This is a genomic window from Methylibium sp. (assembly GCF_013817345.1).
Taxonomy (GTDB): Bacteria; Pseudomonadota; Gammaproteobacteria; order Burkholderiales; family Burkholderiaceae_C; genus Methylibium.
In genome coordinates, this window is record NZ_JACDCW010000040.1 from 1 (window position 1) to 15,380 (window position 15,380).

Consider the following 15,380-nt stretch of genomic DNA (forward strand, 5'->3'; position numbering starts at 1 on the left):
GTCGCGCCCGTCGCGCCGGCCTATCCCGGCTCGAGCGCCGAGCCCGCACCGGCCGGCGCGCAGGCCGCCGACATCGCCTGGCAGGAGTTCTTCGCCGACCCGCGCCTGCAGCGCCTGATCGAACTCTCGCTGCGCAACAACCGCGACCTCCGCATCGCGGTGCTGTCGATCGAGCAGGCGCGCGCGCTCTACGGCATCCAGCGGGCCGACCGGCTGCCGACGGTCAACGCCGCGGCCAACGCCACGCGCCAGCCGCTGGGCGCGGGCGGCGACGTCAGCAGCCTGTACACGGCCGGGCTGGCGGTCACGGCGTTCGAGCTCGACCTGTTCGGCCGCGTGCGCAATCTGAGCGAGGCGGCGCTCGCGCGCTACTTCGCCACGGAAGAAGCCCGCAAGGCCACGCAGATCAGCCTGATCTCCGCGGTAGCCAACCTGCACCTCGCGCTGCTCGCCGACGACGCGCTGCTCGAGCTGACCCGGCGCACGCTCGAAACGCGCCTGGAGTCGCTGCGCCTCACGCAATTGCGCTTCGAGGGGGGCGTGGTTTCGGAGCTGGATTTCCGCCAGGCGCAGTCGCTCGTGGAGAGCGCTCGCGCCACGCTGGCGCAGCAGCAGCGCCAGCGGGCGCTCGACGAGAACGCGCTGGTGCTCGTGGTCGGGCAGCCCTTGCCGGCCGATCTGCCGGCTGCGGACGGGCTGGCCGGCCTCGCGGCCGCCTCGCTCGGCCCCGAGTTGCCCGCTGGCCTGCCTTCGGCATTGCTCGTCAACCGGCCCGACATTCGCCAGGCCGAGGAACTGCTGCGCGCCGCCAACGCCAACATCGGCGCGGCGCGCGCGGCGTTCTTCCCGCGCATCACGCTGACCGGCAGCGCCGGCGTGGCGAGCGACAAACTCTCGGGGCTGTTCAACAACGGGGTGGCGGCCTGGTCGTTCATTCCGCAAATCGTGTTGCCGATCTTCGACTACGGCCGCAACCGCACCGGGCTCGAGGTGGCGCAGGTCGATCGCGACATTGCCGTGGCGCAATACGAGCGCACGGTGCAGATCGCGTTCCGCGAAGTCGCCGACGCGCTTGCCGGTCGCGCCACGCTCGGCGAGCAGGTGCGCGCGCTCGAAGCGCAGTCACAGGCCGAGCGTCGGCGTTTCGAGTTGTCGGACCTGCGCTACCGCGCCGGCGCGGCCAGCTACCTCGATCTGCTCGATGCGCAGCGTTCGCTGTTCGCTGCACAGCAGGCTGCGTTGCAGACCCGGTTGGTGCAGTTGCAAAACCAGGTCACGCTCTATAGCGTGCTGGGCGGGGGCTGGCAGGAGCCGCAGGAACCACTGGCTGCGAACTGACTGAGACTGCGTCCTCTCCGTCGTCATCGGAAGGCAGTCGAACATGTCGTTCCCTCTCCCTCTGGGAGAGGGCTAGGGTGAGGGTCAGCCGGAACGCCGATGCTGCTCGATGGGCGCATCTAGGGGGCCGCCCTCTACCAAAGCAAAAGGTAGCCCATCCGAGAGCGCGAGGCACGCATCAGGTCATGTTCTCCATCCCGATGGCCGCATTCCTGGTCGTGCCTTTGCCGACCTTGATCGCCGTGTCCGGCCGCTCATAAGTCCCGATCAGGCAACCGCTTGCGATCGCCCGGTCTCGCAGCGTGTCGACCACGGCATCGCGGCCGGGTGTGCCGGAGAAAGCCTCGCCCTCGGCCAGCGCGAAGATCTGGAAGGCATAGCGGTGCACGCCATGCCCGGGAGGAGGGTCCGGCGGCAGCCAGCTCTTGCCGAGGTAGGAGTTGCGGCCGGTCTTCACGCCTTCGCCTTCATGATCAGGGCTCTTCAGCGCCCCTTCGCTCAAGCCGGTTTCGTGCGGGCTGATGTCGACGGCAATGGCATGTACCAGCGGCTGCGGCGTGGGTGCATCGGCGTCCTCGACGATGAGCAGCAGCGAGCGGGCTGCGACCGGTACGCCCGACCAAGCGAGCGGCGGCGAGTGGCCCGCCCCATCGGCGGTGTACAGGGCCGGAATCGGCGCGTGGTCGCCGAAGGCCAGGCTGGTCAGCGTGATCGCCGCCGTACCGGCGCGCAGGTCGAGCTGGCGGTAGACGGTTTTCTCGATGCCGGCGCGCTGCTCGCGCAGCGCATGGCCTACGACGTCGGGCAATTTCTCGAGCATGGTGGGGCTCCTTCCGGTTGTTCCCTGGTTTCGCAGCAGCCCACGTGCCCGCCGCAAAGCGTGTTCGTCGCTCAAAGAAAAAAGGGCTGGCAGCTTGCGCCACCGGCCCCCCTCGAGCCTGCCCGCCGAAGTGGGCAGCAAGATCGCTCAGCCCAGGTTCACCGGCACGAAGATCTTGTTCTCGCCGCGCTGAACCAGCAGCGCCACGCTCTTGGGCTCTTTCTCCAACACGCTCTTGACCTGCGCCACCGACTCGACCGGGTTGCCGTTGACCGACAGCAGCACGTCGCCGCGCTGGATGCCGGCGCGCGCCGCCGGCCCGCCGACCTGCTCGATCAGCATGCCGCCGCTCTTGACCTTCGCGGCTTGCTGTTCCTGCGCCGTGAGGGGGCGCAGGGCCAGACCGAGCTGGCCGCCTTCGGTGGGCATCTCGTCAGCGCTGGCAACCGCCTCGGCGTCCTCGAAGGCGCCCAGCTTGGCGGGCACCGTGGTGAACGCGCGGTCACGCCAGACCTTGAGCTCCACCGTCTCGCCCGGCGTGGACATACCGATGACGCTGGACAGCGACCCCGAGCGGATCACCGGCTCGCCGTCGACCGCGGTGATCACGTCACCGGACTTCAGGCCGGCCGCCGCAGCCGGGCTGTCCGGCGCCACGCTGGCGATCAGGGCGCCGTCCGGCGTCTTCAGACCGAACGACTCGGCCAGGCCCTGGTTAACGTCCTGAATCACCACGCCGAGCCGTGCATGCGAGGCTTTGCCGGTCGCGACGATCTGGTCCTTGACCTTGAGCGCCACGTTGATCGGGATCGAGAAACTCAGGCCTTGATAGCCGCCGGTGCGTGAGTAGATCTGCGCGTTGATGCCGACCACCGCGCCGCTGCCGTCGAACAGCGGGCCGCCCGAGTTGCCGGGGTTCACGGCCGCGTCGGTCTGGATGAACGGCACCACCGACGAGTACTCGCCCGGCAGCGTGCGGCCCTTGCCGCTGACGATGCCCTGCGTGGCCGTCTGCTCGAAGCCGAACGGCGCGCCGATTGCCAGCACCGGGTCGCCGACCTGCAGCGAGGCCGGGTCGCCCAGGCGCACCATCGGCAGGTCCTTGGCCTCGATCTTGAGCACGGCCACGTCGGTCATCACGTCGGAACCAAGCACTTTGGCCGTGAACTCGCGGCGGTCGCTGAGCTTGACGGTCACTTCATCCGCTTCATGCACGACGTGGGCGTTGGTCAGGATCAGACCGTCCTCGCTGATGATGAAGCCCGAACCCTGGCCGCGCATGGGCGACGGCGGGCCTTCCTGGCCGCCGGGGCCGCCCGGCGGCATGCCGCGGAAGAAGGGCGCGAACGGGCTGTTCTCGAAGCCAGGCGGCAGCTTGAAGCCCGGCGGCAGGCCGCGCTCGGGGCCTTCGTCGCTGTTCGACTTGCGCGTGCCCTGCACGGTGATGCCGACCACGGCCGGGCCGGCCTGTTGCACGATCGCGCGGTAGTTCGGCACCGCGTCGGCGGAAAGCTGCGGCACCGGCTTGGCCGGCACCGTGGCCACCATAACGGCATTGGTCTTGACGGCTCGCGCCTCGCCCGGCAACCATTCGTTCTGTATCGCACCGGCGGTGCCGACGGCCAGGACGCCTGCCGCGACGAGGGCGGCGCTGAGGGACTTCATTCGCATGCTGATCTCCTTGAAGAGGGCGCGGAGAAGCTCCGCATGCGATGAAAGATAGGCGCCGCCGGTTAGGGCTCGGTTAGCGTTGGGTTAAGCGAAGATTAAGCACCGAGGCTACGGACGGGCGCTCATTCTCGACAACGCTCTGCGCAGCACTTCCGAACGGTTCGGCGAATCCGGTTTTTCATCGCTCATCGCGGAGGCTCTCACATGCGTTTTCGGCCTGCGACCGTAGAGCCTCGTTCCGAGCCTTCTCAACCGCTCGCTGGCGCGGGCATTCCCGCCAGCGGCCTTGCGCTGTGGGAGTCGGGCTTTCGACCCTTCTATCTGCTCGCCAGCGCGTTCGCTGCACTGTCGATCGGCCTGTGGGCCGCGCAGTTCGCCGGCTGGCTGGGTCGCCCCTACCTGTCGGGGCCGCTGTGGCATGCGCATGAAATGCTGTTCGGCTTCGCCCTCGCCGTGGTGGTCGGATTCCTGTTCACTGCGGGACGCAACTGGTCGATGCAGCCCACGCCGACGGGCTGGCTGCTCATGGCATTGGCAGCGCTCTGGGTGGCGGGGCGCTTGCTCGTCCTCACGCCTTTCGCCTGGGCCGCCGCCATCGTCAACGCGGCCTTCCCTTTCGCGGCGGCCGTCGGACTTGCGGTGCCACTCTGGGCTGCGCGCAACCGGCGCAACTATTTCTTTGTCGGCCTGCTCGTGGCGATGGGCATCGCCAGCCTTGCAGTTCACCTCTCGCAACTCGGCATGCTGAAGCTGCCTCCTTGGCTGGGTGTGCAAATCGCCCTCGACGTGTTGCTGTTCCTCATGGCGGTGATGGGTGGACGCGTCATCCCGATGTTCACCAACGCCGGTGTGCCGGGTTGCGGTGCCGTGCGCAACGCGATGCTCGAGAAAGTCGCGCTCGCTGCGCTCTTGAGTCTGCTGGTTGCGGACCTGCTGCAGTGGCACGGCGCGGCCCTGGCCGCCCTCGCGCTGCTTTGCGCGAGCCTTCACACCGTCCGCTGGGCGCTGTGGAGGCCCTGGAACACTTGGCGAGCGCCGCTGGTGTGGGTGCTGCATGCGGCGTATGCGTGGATCCCGCTGCACCTTGCGCTGCGCGGCGCGTCGGAACTCGGCTGGATCAACGCTTCGTCGGCCACGCACGCGCTGACCGTCGGCGCCATCGGCGGCTTGACCATCGGAATGATGACGCGCACGGCGCGCGGACACACCGGCCGGCCTCTTCGCGCCGACCGCTTCGACATCGCGTGCTATGTGCTGGTGCTCGGCGCAGCGGTCGTGCGCGTGCTGATGCCGCTCGCCCTACCAGCGTGGTCCATGCACGCCGTGGTCGGCTCCGCGAGCCTGTGGTGCGCGGGCTTCGGGCTGTACGCGCTGCGCTACTGGCCGGTCCTGACTCGGCCGCGGTTGGACGGCAAGCCGGGTTGAGCCGAGGCGGCCGGCTCCTGCGGCGCGCGTGCGACAGCTCACAGACTCCCGCCCCTATCGGGCGCATGGTGGAGTCACATCCCGACTGTGCTTCCGTGCATTACTCAGTCGTTGCAAGTTGGTTTGCATTCGATCGAGCGCTGGAGTTTCGTGGATAACACAAAAAAGCTTTGGGTCTATCTGGCGATTTTGTTAATCGCTTCTTTCGCCACGCTGCTGTGGACGGGCGGCGAAATCTACCGACAAGCGCCGCCCATGCCCGAGCGGGTGGTGTCGACCGACAAGAAAGTTATCTACGTTCGCGCGGACATCGAACTCGGCCGTCAGGTGTGGCAGTCGTTCGGCGGGATGCAGCTCGGCTCCATCTGGGGTCACGGCGCCTATGTAGCGCCTGACTGGAGCGCGGATTGGCTGCACCGGGAGGCGGTGGCCCTGCTCGACCTGTGGGCCAAGCGCGAGGCCGGAGCAGACAGCTACGACGACTTGTCGGCGGAGCAAAAGACGGTCTTCCAGGGTCGGCTGGAAACCAGAATCCGGGAGAACACGTTCGATCCCGAAAGCGAAACGATCACGCTCAGTGCCGACCGCGCCATTGCGATCGCCAGCGTTGCCGCCCATTACCGAAGTTTGTTCGGCAACGATCCCGCCACGGCCGGGCTGCGTGAAGCCTACGCAATGAAGAACGACACCGTGCCGGATGCGGAGCACCGTCGCGCCCTCGCTGCGTTTTTCTGGTGGACCGCTTGGGCAACGGTCACCGAGCGCCCTGGGAGCGAGATCACCTATACCAACAACTGGCCGAGCGAGCCGCTGGTCGGCAATCGACCGCCGGCGAGCTTGTTTCTTTGGTCGGCGTTCAGCGTCATCCTGCTTCTCGCCGGCATTGCGCTATTGGGTTGGCACCATGCCGTCACGGCAGGGCGCGCGGAAGAACCGCATGAAATGCCGGCCACGGATCCGATGTCGCGGGTTCAGGTCACGCCATCGATGAAGGCGGCCGCACGGTACTTCTGGGTCCTGTTGGCGATGTTTCTGTTGCAGCTCGTGCTCGGCGCCATCACGGCCCACTACCAGATCGACGGCCAGCACCTGTACGGCTTCAGTCTTTCGGAAATACTGCCCTATTCGCTCACGCGCACCTGGCACACCCAGTTGGCGGTTCTCTGGATAGCGACCGCCTGGCTGGCGACGGGCCTGTATATGGGGCCGGCCATCTCGGGCTACGAGCCGAAGCATCAAAGCTTGGGCGTCAACGTGCTTCTTGCCTGTCTGGTGATCATCATCGTCGGCTCTTTCGCCGGCCAATGGTTTGCAGTGATGCAGAAGTTGGGGCTGGAGCACAACTTCTGGTTCGGTCACCAGGGATGGGAGTACGCCGACGGCGGCCGTTTCTGGCAATGGTTCTTGTTCATTGGTCTGATGCTGTGGCTCGTGCTGGTCGGGCGTGCGTTGTGGCCCGCATTGCGTGCCGCGAACAAGGAATCGCGATCGCTGGTGGGACTGCTGTTCCTGTCGACCGTGGCGATCGGCCTGTTCTATGGCGCAGCGTTGCTGTGGGGCGAGCACACCCATCTATCGGCGGTCGAGTACTGGCGCTGGTGGCTGGTGCATTTGTGGGTGGAGGGGTTCTTCGAAGTCTTCGCCACGGCAGTGCTGGCCATCATCTTCACCCGCCTGGGCCTTCTGTCCGTCAAGATCGCGACGGTCGCAGTGCTGTTCGGAACCATCGTGTTCATGGCCGGCGGGGTGCTCGGAACTTTGCATCATCTGTACTTCAGCGGTACGCCGACCGCGGTCATCGTGTTGGGTGCCAGCTTCTCCGCGCTCGAGGTCGTACCGCTCGCGTATGTCGGTTTCGAGGCTTACGACAGGTACCGGCAAAGCTCCGCGACGCCGTGGATGTACCGCTATCGCTGGCCAGTGATGTTCTTTCTGGCGGTCGCCTTCTGGAACATCGTGGGGGCGGGGCTGTTCGGTTTCCTGATCAATCCGCCGCTGTCGCTTTATTACATGCAGGGGCTCAACCTGACCCCGTTGCACGCCCACACTGCTCTGTTCGGGGTGTACGGCATGCTCGGCATCGGGCTCGTGTTGTTCTGCCTGCGCGGCCTCAAGCCGGATCTGATTTGGAACGAAGGCCTCCTCAACGTCAGCTTCTGGTCGCTGAACATCGGGCTGGCGCTGATGGGCGTGCTGACCCTTCTTCCGATCGGCACGCTGCAACTGCTGGCGGCGGTCGATCACGGCTACTGGTATGCGCGCTCGACCGAGTTCATGCAGCAACCTCTGATCGATGTTTTGGTGTGGATGCGGGTGCCGGGCGACATCATCTTCAGTGTCGGGGCTTTGACGCTCGCCTGGTTCGTGGTCGGACTTTGGTTCAGGCCGCAGCGCCGGCCCGTGTTGCAAGAAGCTGCGTGAGCTGCGCGTTCTCTTCCAAAGCCATCCGGGAGTACGCCGACCGGCCGGTCTGCTGCAGGTCTACTGTTTCACCTTGGCAAAACCAGATAGGCCGTCAGTCAAGCGCTCAAGCCGGAACTGTTCCTGCTTCTCGCGCGCAGAACAGCGCGTACCGACTCATACCTTTCTTGGCTCGGTACATTGCCGCATCGGCATTGTTTATCAGTTGTTCTCCACTCAACCCGTCGCCCGGATAAACAGCGATACCGATGCTCGGCTCGATGAAAAGTTGCAGATCGGCGAGTTGAATCGGCTGTGCAATATTTTTTACTACCGACCCGGCGATGCGCTCGATATTCTCGCTGCCCTGAGGATTCATCAACAAGTACAGAAACTCGTCGCCACCGTTGCGGCATACAGTATCTTCGTCCCGGCAGCTGAGTGATAGTCGTCTTGCGACCTCTTTCAATACTGAATCTCCCGCGGTATGCCCGTGCACATCGTTGACGCTTTTAAAGCGGTCCAAGTCCAGAAACATCACCGCCAGCGTCCACCCGTGCCGTTCTGCCAAGGCAATAGCGTGTGCCAACCGGTCGTCGAACAGGACACGGTTCGGTAAGCCGGTTGCGGGGTCGTGCAAAGCCCGCAACGTAGCTTGCTTTTCGCCTTCCAGTGCCACCGTCAAGGCAGCTTCGCTTTGCGCCAAGGCTTGATGCGACTGCATTAGGGCGATTTCAGTCTGCTCGAGATCGTCGATCCCTTCGACCAGGGTTTTCGTCACGCTGGTTAAATCGTCTGCACATTCCTGCACAGTGGTTTCAACGGCCTGACTGCGTGCCAAGGCTTTATGCGCCGACAGCATTGTTGTACCGGCGGCAATCTTTTGCTTGACGCGATTATTTGCCAATGCCAACTCGTCGGCACAGGCTTCCGCCTTGGCTTTTACAATTTGGCTTGTCTCCAGCGCCACCTGCAAAGCGAATGGCGCATCTGCAGGAATGAAAGTATTAATTCTATCGAAAGACATCACGGGCCCCGTTTTCGATTTGAATGAACTCTGTAGTGTCTCATCATTGCGGTAGCTTTAAAAGGTTAATTCGTGAATTTGTAAGCATTAGGCATTTCGAGAAGTTATTTCTGATGCGCGGTGGTAGGAAGTGGCAACCGCTTCGGACGCCCACATCCAGACGCTCTCCCACCCGTCGGTACGGGTGCGCGCTGCTGCGCGCGAGAGTCCGCTCGGCCATCGTTAGTGGCGCGGCCTGCCCGACTTTGCCGAAGGCCGGTCGCGCCAGGTTCTGGACTCTTGCGCTCGCCGCGGTTCCAGCCGATCGTTGCAAGCGTGGCTGGATGGGTGGCGGGGCCAGCTGGAAGCCGGGCAGCTAAGCGGGCGGTTTTTCTCTGCACATGGATCCCGCTCGCTCGGGCAGCAAAACAGGCGCCGATGCTCCAGCCGGGTCGAGCGATGCATCCGAGCGCCGCGCCGGCGTTGACCGCCGCGGCCGCTTCGCGGGTTTTTCAGCCGGCGCTCGCCGAGCGTCGGGCGACCGCTTCCTGCGCATTGAATCGCACCGTCGCGCGCAGCCCTCCCGGCTTCGATTCGCCCAGCGTCACACTGGCCCCATGCGCAGCGGCGACGCTGCGCACGATGGCCAGGCCCAGGCCCGTGCCGCTCGCTTCCGACTCGTTCGAGCGGCGGTAGAAGCGGTCGAACACGCGCTCGCGTTCCGTGGCCGGGATGCCCGGGCCGGCATCGTCGATCTGCAGCACCGGCACTCCGGCATCGCTGAACACGCGCAGCTCGACGCGCGAGCCGATCGGCGCGTGCCGCACGGCGTTGTCGGCCAGGTTGCGCGCCAGGCTGCCGAGCGCGGCACCGTCGCCGGTGAGCGGGACCGGCGCATCGGCGTGGAGCTCGAACTCGACTTTGCGCGATATCGCGAAAGGCACAGTGTCGGCCACTGCCAGGCGCACCGTCTCGCTCAGGTCGAGCGGCGCCATCGCCAGGCCCGGAGCGCCCGGTTCGCTGCGAGCCAGGGTTAGCATCTGCTCGACGAGCCGCGCGGCGCGATCGATGCCGCCGGACAGCGCATCGATCGCCGTCAGGCGGGCGGCATCGTCCGGCGCACGCCGCAGAAGTTGTAGCTGCAGCTTGAGCGCGGTGAGCGGCGAGCGCAGTTCGTGGGCGGCATCGGCGACGAAGGCGCGCTGGTTGTCGAAGGAGCGCGAGAGCCGCTGCAGCAGGCCGTTGAGCGCCTCGACCAGCGGCGAGACCTCGTCGGGCAAGCCTCGCGTGGGCAGCGGTTGCAGCGACTGTTCGCTGCGCTGCTGGACGTCGCGCGCCACCGTGCGCAACGGCCGCAGCGCGATCAGGGCCAGCCACCAGATCGCCAGCGCCAGCACCGGGGCGACGAAGAGCAGCGGCCGCACGCTGCGAAGCGCGGCGCCGGCGGCGAGCCGGCGGCGGATCTGCAGCGGCTGCGCGACTTGAATGACGCGGTCTCGTGTAGCCACACTGAAGGTGCGCCACGTCTCGCCCGCCACCGACACATAAGCCAGACCCAGATAGGCGCGCGAGGGCAGGGCGGTGTGCAGGCGGGAGGCGTAGATGTTGCGGCCGTCGGCCGTCCAGATCTGCACCACGAAATCGAGTTGGCCGTCGGCCAGCGCGCCCGCCTGCTCGGGTGCGATTTCGCCCTGGTCGCGCAGCGACAGCGCCATCTGGCGCAGCTGGTAATCGAACAGGGCTTCGGTTTCGGCGAGCACGGTGCGGTAGGCGATGGCGCCCATCACCGCAGCGGCGAGCGCAAGCATCGCCACCAGCAGCAGCAGCAGCCGCACGCGCAGCGAGTTCATGCGTCGGTGGCCGGAGGCAACGGCGGCGCCGAAGAAGGCGCTGGCGGTGCTTCGCCGCGCGCGGCGCCGACGTAGTAGCCCACGCCGCGCACGTTCTGGATGAACTCGGGCCCCAGCTTGCGGCGCAGTTGGTGGATATAGACCGAGACCGCGTTGCTTTCGATCTCCTCGCCCCAGCCGTAGAGGCGGTCCTCGAGCTGCGCGCGCGAGAGCAGGGCGCCGGGGCGGGTGAGCAAGGCTTCGAGCACGGCGAACTCGCGCGCCGAGAGTTGCACGGGCTGGCCGTCTTTTGCGACCTGGCGGGTGGCGGGGTCGAGCGTGACGCCACCGTGCGCGAGCAGCGGCTGCGCTCTTCCCGCATGGCGCCGCAGAACGGCGCGTATGCGGGCATTGAGCTCCTCGAACTCGAAGGGCTTGACTAGGTAGTCGTCGGCGCCGGCATCGAGGCCGGCGACGCGGTGGCCGAGCGCGTCGCGCGCGGTGATCACGATGACCGGGGTGGCGTCGTTGCGCGCGCGCACGCTGCGCAATACGGACAGGCCTTCGCTGCCGGGCGCCTCGGTGGCTAGGCCGGGCGCGGCCGGTGAAGCGTCTGCGCCGATCGCGCGCGGGCCGCCTTCGGGCAAGCCCAGGTCGAGCAGCACCAGATCGAAACGCTCGCTGGCGAGCACCGCCTGTGCCGCCGAAGCGTCACGCACCCAGTCGACGGCGTGGCCTTCGAGCCGCAGCGCGGCGCGCAGGCTCTCGCCGATCATGCGGTCGTCTTCGACCAACAGCAAACGCATCGGCAGTGGCTCCGGTTCGTGGTGAACGCAAAAGCATACCGTCGGCTTTCACCCGCACGCCGCAGCACGGCAAGGGCCGTCGCGGCTCCGAGACGCAGTCGGGCGTTGAGTAGTGCGTGGCGGGAGTGATGCGGAACGGCCCGCCTCGTGCGGTCAGGCGACGTGCGTGCCGGCCGGCGTGCTGGCGCGCGCGGGCCGTTCGGCCATCTGGCGGCATTCGCTCGCGCATCGCCGGCAGGCTGTGGCGCACTGCTGACAATGGTCCATCGCGTGCCGGTTGCACTCTTCGGCGCAGGCCTCGCAGACCATGGCGCACAGCGCGCACGCGGCGCTGTCGTGGGCGCTTCCGCGCGCCATGAAACCTGCGGCCAGGCGACAAAGCTGGGCGCAGTCGATGTCGAGCGCGACACAGCGCGCCATGAGCTTGGGCTGCGGCTCGCCGAGGCAGGCGATGGCGCAGTGATCGCAGGCATCGGCGCAGGCATAGCAGGCATCGATGCAGGAGCGGTGGTGGTGAGCGGGCATGAAAGGCTCCTTGTTGGGAGGCGCGACATCCGGACGGGTGGCGCAACCCTGAATGCGGCAAGGCGCGTGCCGATGGTGCGCCGTCGCTGCGCCCCAGCGCCGCGTAGGTCTACTTGCGCCGCACTCGGCGAGGCACGGCGCCATGGGGGACAGTCGTTGCAGTCAGCGACTCTCGGGTTGGGTTTGGGCGCTTGCCTCCCGAGCGAAGCCGCCACAATGTAGGCCTTGCGCGGCGATTGCTCTTGCCCGTTGCAAAGCAGCATCGGTGGCCCGCGCCGAGGAAGCGAAGCCGCCTCGCGTAACTCCCCGTCAGTCCTTCCATTTGAAAAGGCCCCCCAGCGCATGAACGACCTGAACTTCGCCGAGACCTGGTTCGCAACGACGACGTTGCTGGGCGTGCCGCTCACGAGCTGGGCTCTCGCCTGCGCCGCGGCGTTGGGCTTTTATCTGGTATTCACGTTCGGGCTGCGTTTTGCACTGCGGCGCGCTTCGCGCATTGCCGCCAACACCAGCAACCGCGTCGACGACACCTTGATCGAGGTGCTGAGCCGCACCAACCGCTGGCTCCTCGCGCTGGCCGCGCTGCTCATCGGCCTGAGCCTGATCGATCTGTCCGATCGCTGGAGCTCGCGTGTCGGGCAGCTCTGGTTCATTGCGCTGGCGTTGCAGTTCGCCCTGTGGGGCAACACCGCGATCCGTATTTTCCTGCGGCGCTACACCGAGCGCCATGCTTCCGCCGCGATGACGCAGGTCAGCGCCTCGGCGACGCTCATGTCATGGGGCCTGCGCACGTTGCTGTGGGCCACCGTGCTGCTGGCGATGCTGTCCAACCTGGGCGTGAACATCACCGCCTTCGTGGCCAGCCTGGGGGTGGGCGGCATTGCGGTGGCGCTGGCGGTGCAGAACATCCTCGGCGACCTGTTCGCCTCGCTGTCCATCGCGGTGGACAAGCCCTTCGAGATCGGCGACTTCATCATCGTCAACGAAGTGATGGGCTCGGTCGAGCATGTGGGCTTGAAGACGACCCGGCTGCGCAGCCTGAGCGGCGAGCAGATCGTGATCTCGAACACCGAGCTGCTCAAGCAGGTGATCAAGAACTACAAGCGCATGGCGGAGCGGCGCATCGTCTTCACTTTCGGTGTGACCTACAGCACCACGCCCGAGCAGGCCGAGCAGATCCCGCAGATCGTCAAACGCCTCGTCGACGCCAGCGAGAAGCTGCGCTTCGACCGCGCCCACCTGCTGAAGTTCGGCGACAGCTCGCTGGACTACGAGGTCGTCTACATCGTCAAGGAGCCGGGTTTCAACGCCTACATGGACGAGCAGCAGCGCATCAACCTGGCGCTCATGCGCGAGCTGGAACAGATCGGTGTGGAGTTCGCCTTTCCAACGCGCACCGTGTACGTCATCAACGATCCGGCCGCGGACAGCGCGGAAGAGGGCGGCAACGAGAAGGAAGGAGCCGCCCACACCAGCGGCGCAGCGCCCGGCGGCAACGGCAGCAGCGAGCCTCAGCCCAGCCCGAACTCGGCCCGATAGCGCTCGAAGCAGCGCGCGCCGCAGCGCAGGCGCATCAGGGCGCCTTCGGCAATGGCGCGCGCGCATCGCGGTTCGCTCTCCACCAGGGGGCGGATCACCTCGCGGTTCCAGTCGCGCGAATGCACGATGTCGAGCCCGGCGTGCAATTGGAAATAGCGGCGGCCCTGGGGCGAGATGCCGAGCCGCTCGAGGCCGACGTTGATCTGCGAAACGCGGCCCGGCGCGGTGAGTTCGATGACCCCCAGCGCCCCCACCGAGTGATAGGCATATCGGCGATTCGCAGCCAGCGCGAGCATCACATTGCCCAGCGCGAGCGACTCCCACACGGTCGCCTCGACAGAGGGCTCGAGCGCGAGTTCGTGCACCGCCATCTCGAGCATCGGGCCGTGCATGCCGCCGCGCTTGCCGCGGCCCATTTCGTCCCAGTAGTTGCGCGCGAGCTCCAGTTTGGGCTGGGGCGGCATGCGCAACTGGGTCAGTGCGACGAGGTCGTCGAAGCCCGCCTCGCCGGCCACTTCCTGTGTGAGGAACCAGCGCATCTGTTGCAGGTTCGCCTGCGTCGCCAACCACGGGAAAAGCGGATCGCCCTGACCCGGCCCGTTCTCCGCCAAGGCCTCGAACCAGTGCATGAACGCGTCGGGCTCGTGCGGCACCTGCAGCACCTGTTCGGCGACAGTGCGGCGTTCGTCCTCGACGAGCCGGCCTTCCTCGAGCCGCAGCGTGAACTCGTCGTCGAGGTCGCTTTGCCATTGCCCGCCGGGAAAACCAGGCAGCAAGCGGCGGCGGTTGCCTTCGGCAAGGCGGCGGTGCCGCACATCGGGCGAGAGGGGGGCCTGCATCGCAGACAGAGCATGGCGATCGGGAGCGTTCATCGAAATTTTCTCCAACAACAAAAAGGAAAGGGCTCAGCGGACTTGCACGCTGAGGCCGGCGACGGCCAGACGCTCGACGTCGCCGTAGCCGGGTTGCGCCAGCTCGGCGCCGAACACGTCGGGGTCGATCTCGGCGTAGTCGTAGACCGCGCCTCGGCTCGCAGCGGCCTCGGTCAGTCGCGGCTGCAGGGCCTGCCAGAGAAGATCGACGCCGGCAACGACCGGTGCTGCCGTGTAGAGGATCAGCCGGCCGCCCGGCGCCAGCCGTTGCAGCGACTCGTCCACGATGCGCAGCGCCAGGCCTGTGCCGAGCCGCCCGCCGCCGTGGCGATAGGCGCGCTCCTTTGCGTCGATCAGATAGGGCGGATTGGCGAGCACCAGATCGACGGGCTCGTCGACGGCGGCCAGCACGTCGCTGTGGCGGCACTCGCAGTGTTCCAGGCCGGCAAGCTGCGCGTTCACTGCTGCCAGGCGCAGCGCTTCTGGGTTGATGTCGGTGAAAAGCACCCGCGCGGGCAACTCATGTCCGATCAGGCGGGCGGCCACGATGCCGCCAGCGCCGCTTCCGCAGCCGAGATCCACCACGGTGCAGGGTGCGGTGCGGGGGGTCTGCGATCCCCGGCCATGTTTCGCGAGCACGCGCTCGATCAGGGCGGTAAAGCGGTAGGTGTCCGGGCCGAAAAATACCGCGTCCGCCTGCGTCGTCGGCCACGCAGAATGCGCAAGCAGGGTGTCTGAAAAGCTCGAGAAGCGAACGCGGCTTCGCCACAGGGCACCGCCGCCGGCCACGGGTTCCAGCGCGCCGGCCTCGCGCATCAAAGCGAGCAACGGCGCAGGCAGCACCGCAGTGTCGGAAGCGTTGAAAGGCCGGCTCCATCCGAATACACCGCGCAGATCGTGTGCGCGCTCGTTGCCGGGCCGGGCATTCACGAGGGCCTGTGTGTCAGGCGTCGGGCAAACCCATCGGTAGCCGGTGCCGATCAATGCACGACCGAGGGCGAGCAGCGCATCGTCCGCGTCCCGTGCCGCCGGCGGCGCGATGCGTGGCCCGGTTTCTTGCCGGGCCGACTTTTCCAGAATCATTGCCAACGTACTTCCCATCTTGTTGCGGGAAGGGGGCAATCGGCATACCGGCCGCGGTTCGAGGAG

12 protein-coding genes are annotated in these 15,380 nt (G+C 66.7%); 4 read left to right on the forward strand and 8 right to left on the reverse strand.

The features are described 5' to 3' along the window. Positions 1 to 1,338: efflux transporter outer membrane subunit (locus tag H0W40_RS09510; RefSeq protein WP_292445628.1), on the forward strand; the 1,338-nt coding region annotated here is incomplete at its 5' end. 178 nt (positions 1,339 to 1,516) lie between these two features. On the opposite strand, the gene H0W40_RS09515 is transcribed toward H0W40_RS09510, so the two are convergent. Both H0W40_RS09515 and H0W40_RS09520 read right to left on the reverse strand, forming a co-directional pair. Beyond that, a complete protein-coding gene (locus H0W40_RS09515; protein WP_292445629.1) occupies positions 1,517 to 2,158 on the reverse strand; it encodes a YbhB/YbcL family Raf kinase inhibitor-like protein in 642 nt (213 codons plus the stop codon). Between the two features lie 147 nt (positions 2,159 to 2,305). Beyond that, the gene (locus H0W40_RS09520) at positions 2,306 to 3,829 is read right to left on the reverse strand and encodes a Do family serine endopeptidase (RefSeq protein ID WP_292445631.1); all 1,524 of its coding nucleotides are present in this window, start codon (positions 3,827 to 3,829) and stop codon (positions 2,306 to 2,308) included. 204 nt (positions 3,830 to 4,033) lie between these two features. On the opposite strand from H0W40_RS09520, the gene H0W40_RS09525 reads away from it, so the two are divergent. Continuing rightward, the gene (locus tag H0W40_RS09525; RefSeq protein WP_292445633.1) at positions 4,034 to 5,254 is read left to right on the forward strand and encodes an NnrS family protein; all 1,221 of its coding nucleotides are present in this window, start codon (positions 4,034 to 4,036) and stop codon (positions 5,252 to 5,254) included. A gap of 150 nt (positions 5,255 to 5,404) precedes the next feature. Then, entirely contained in the window at positions 5,405 to 7,675 is a 2,271-nt protein-coding gene (locus tag H0W40_RS09530; protein WP_292445673.1) for a nitric-oxide reductase large subunit, read from the forward strand. Between the two features lie 106 nt (positions 7,676 to 7,781). Here the strand turns inward: H0W40_RS09530 and H0W40_RS09535 are convergent, their stop codons facing one another. The 4 genes from H0W40_RS09535 to H0W40_RS09550 all read right to left on the reverse strand — a co-directional run bounded on the left by H0W40_RS09535 (position 7,782) and on the right by H0W40_RS09550 (position 11,820). After that, positions 7,782 to 8,681 carry a GGDEF domain-containing protein gene (locus H0W40_RS09535; protein WP_292445674.1) on the reverse strand — a complete coding sequence of 300 codons (900 nt, stop codon included), beginning with the start codon at positions 8,679 to 8,681 and terminating at the stop codon, positions 7,782 to 7,784. Positions 8,682 to 9,172: 491 nt separating this feature from the next. Next, positions 9,173 to 10,510, reverse strand: coding sequence for an ATP-binding protein (locus tag H0W40_RS09540; RefSeq protein ID WP_292445635.1), 1,338 nt, complete (start codon positions 10,508 to 10,510; stop codon positions 9,173 to 9,175). Then, positions 10,507 to 11,295, reverse strand: a complete 789-nt coding sequence (locus H0W40_RS09545; RefSeq protein WP_292445637.1) for a response regulator transcription factor — start codon at positions 11,293 to 11,295, stop codon at positions 10,507 to 10,509. Before H0W40_RS09545 ends, H0W40_RS09540 begins: the two co-directional genes overlap by 4 nt. Before the next feature lie 153 nt (positions 11,296 to 11,448). Next, positions 11,449 to 11,820 (reverse strand): four-helix bundle copper-binding protein, encoded by a 372-nt coding sequence (locus H0W40_RS09550; protein ID WP_292445639.1) that lies wholly within the window; start codon positions 11,818 to 11,820, stop codon positions 11,449 to 11,451. 342 nt (positions 11,821 to 12,162) lie between these two features. On the opposite strand from H0W40_RS09550, the gene H0W40_RS09555 reads away from it, so the two are divergent. Further along, entirely contained in the window at positions 12,163 to 13,359 is a 1,197-nt protein-coding gene (locus H0W40_RS09555) for a mechanosensitive ion channel family protein (protein WP_292445640.1), read from the forward strand. Here H0W40_RS09555 and H0W40_RS09560 read toward each other — a convergent pair. Together H0W40_RS09560 and H0W40_RS09565 are read right to left on the reverse strand one after the other, a co-directional pair. Continuing rightward, on the reverse strand, positions 13,332 to 14,231 hold the full coding sequence (locus H0W40_RS09560) for an iron-containing redox enzyme family protein (RefSeq protein WP_292445642.1): 900 nt from the start codon (positions 14,229 to 14,231) through the stop codon (positions 13,332 to 13,334). The genes H0W40_RS09555 and H0W40_RS09560 overlap by 28 nt on opposite strands. Positions 14,232 to 14,264: 33 nt before the next feature. After that, the gene (locus H0W40_RS09565; protein WP_292445644.1) at positions 14,265 to 15,161 is read right to left on the reverse strand and encodes a methyltransferase; all 897 of its coding nucleotides are present in this window, start codon (positions 15,159 to 15,161) and stop codon (positions 14,265 to 14,267) included. Positions 15,162 to 15,380 lie beyond the last annotated feature (219 nt).

Coding starts and splice junctions, on each gene's coding strand:
- H0W40_RS09550 (WP_292445639.1), bottom strand. CDS start 11,820: ATGCCCGCTCACCACCACCGCTCCTGCATCGATGCCTGCTATGCCTGC.
- H0W40_RS09545 (WP_292445637.1), bottom strand. CDS start 11,295: ATGCGTTTGCTGTTGGTCGAAGACGACCGCATGATCGGCGAGAGCCTG.
- H0W40_RS09560 (WP_292445642.1), bottom strand. CDS start 14,231: ATGAACGCTCCCGATCGCCATGCTCTGTCTGCGATGCAGGCCCCCCTC.
- H0W40_RS09535 (WP_292445674.1), bottom strand. CDS start 8,681: ATGTCTTTCGATAGAATTAATACTTTCATTCCTGCAGATGCGCCATTC.
- H0W40_RS09555 (WP_292445640.1), top strand. CDS start 12,163: ATGAACGACCTGAACTTCGCCGAGACCTGGTTCGCAACGACGACGTTG.
- H0W40_RS09540 (WP_292445635.1), bottom strand. CDS start 10,510: ATGAACTCGCTGCGCGTGCGGCTGCTGCTGCTGCTGGTGGCGATGCTT.
- H0W40_RS09525 (WP_292445633.1), top strand. CDS start 4,034: ATGCGTTTTCGGCCTGCGACCGTAGAGCCTCGTTCCGAGCCTTCTCAA.
- H0W40_RS09515 (WP_292445629.1), bottom strand. CDS start 2,158: ATGCTCGAGAAATTGCCCGACGTCGTAGGCCATGCGCTGCGCGAGCAG.
- H0W40_RS09520 (WP_292445631.1), bottom strand. CDS start 3,829: ATGCGAATGAAGTCCCTCAGCGCCGCCCTCGTCGCGGCAGGCGTCCTG.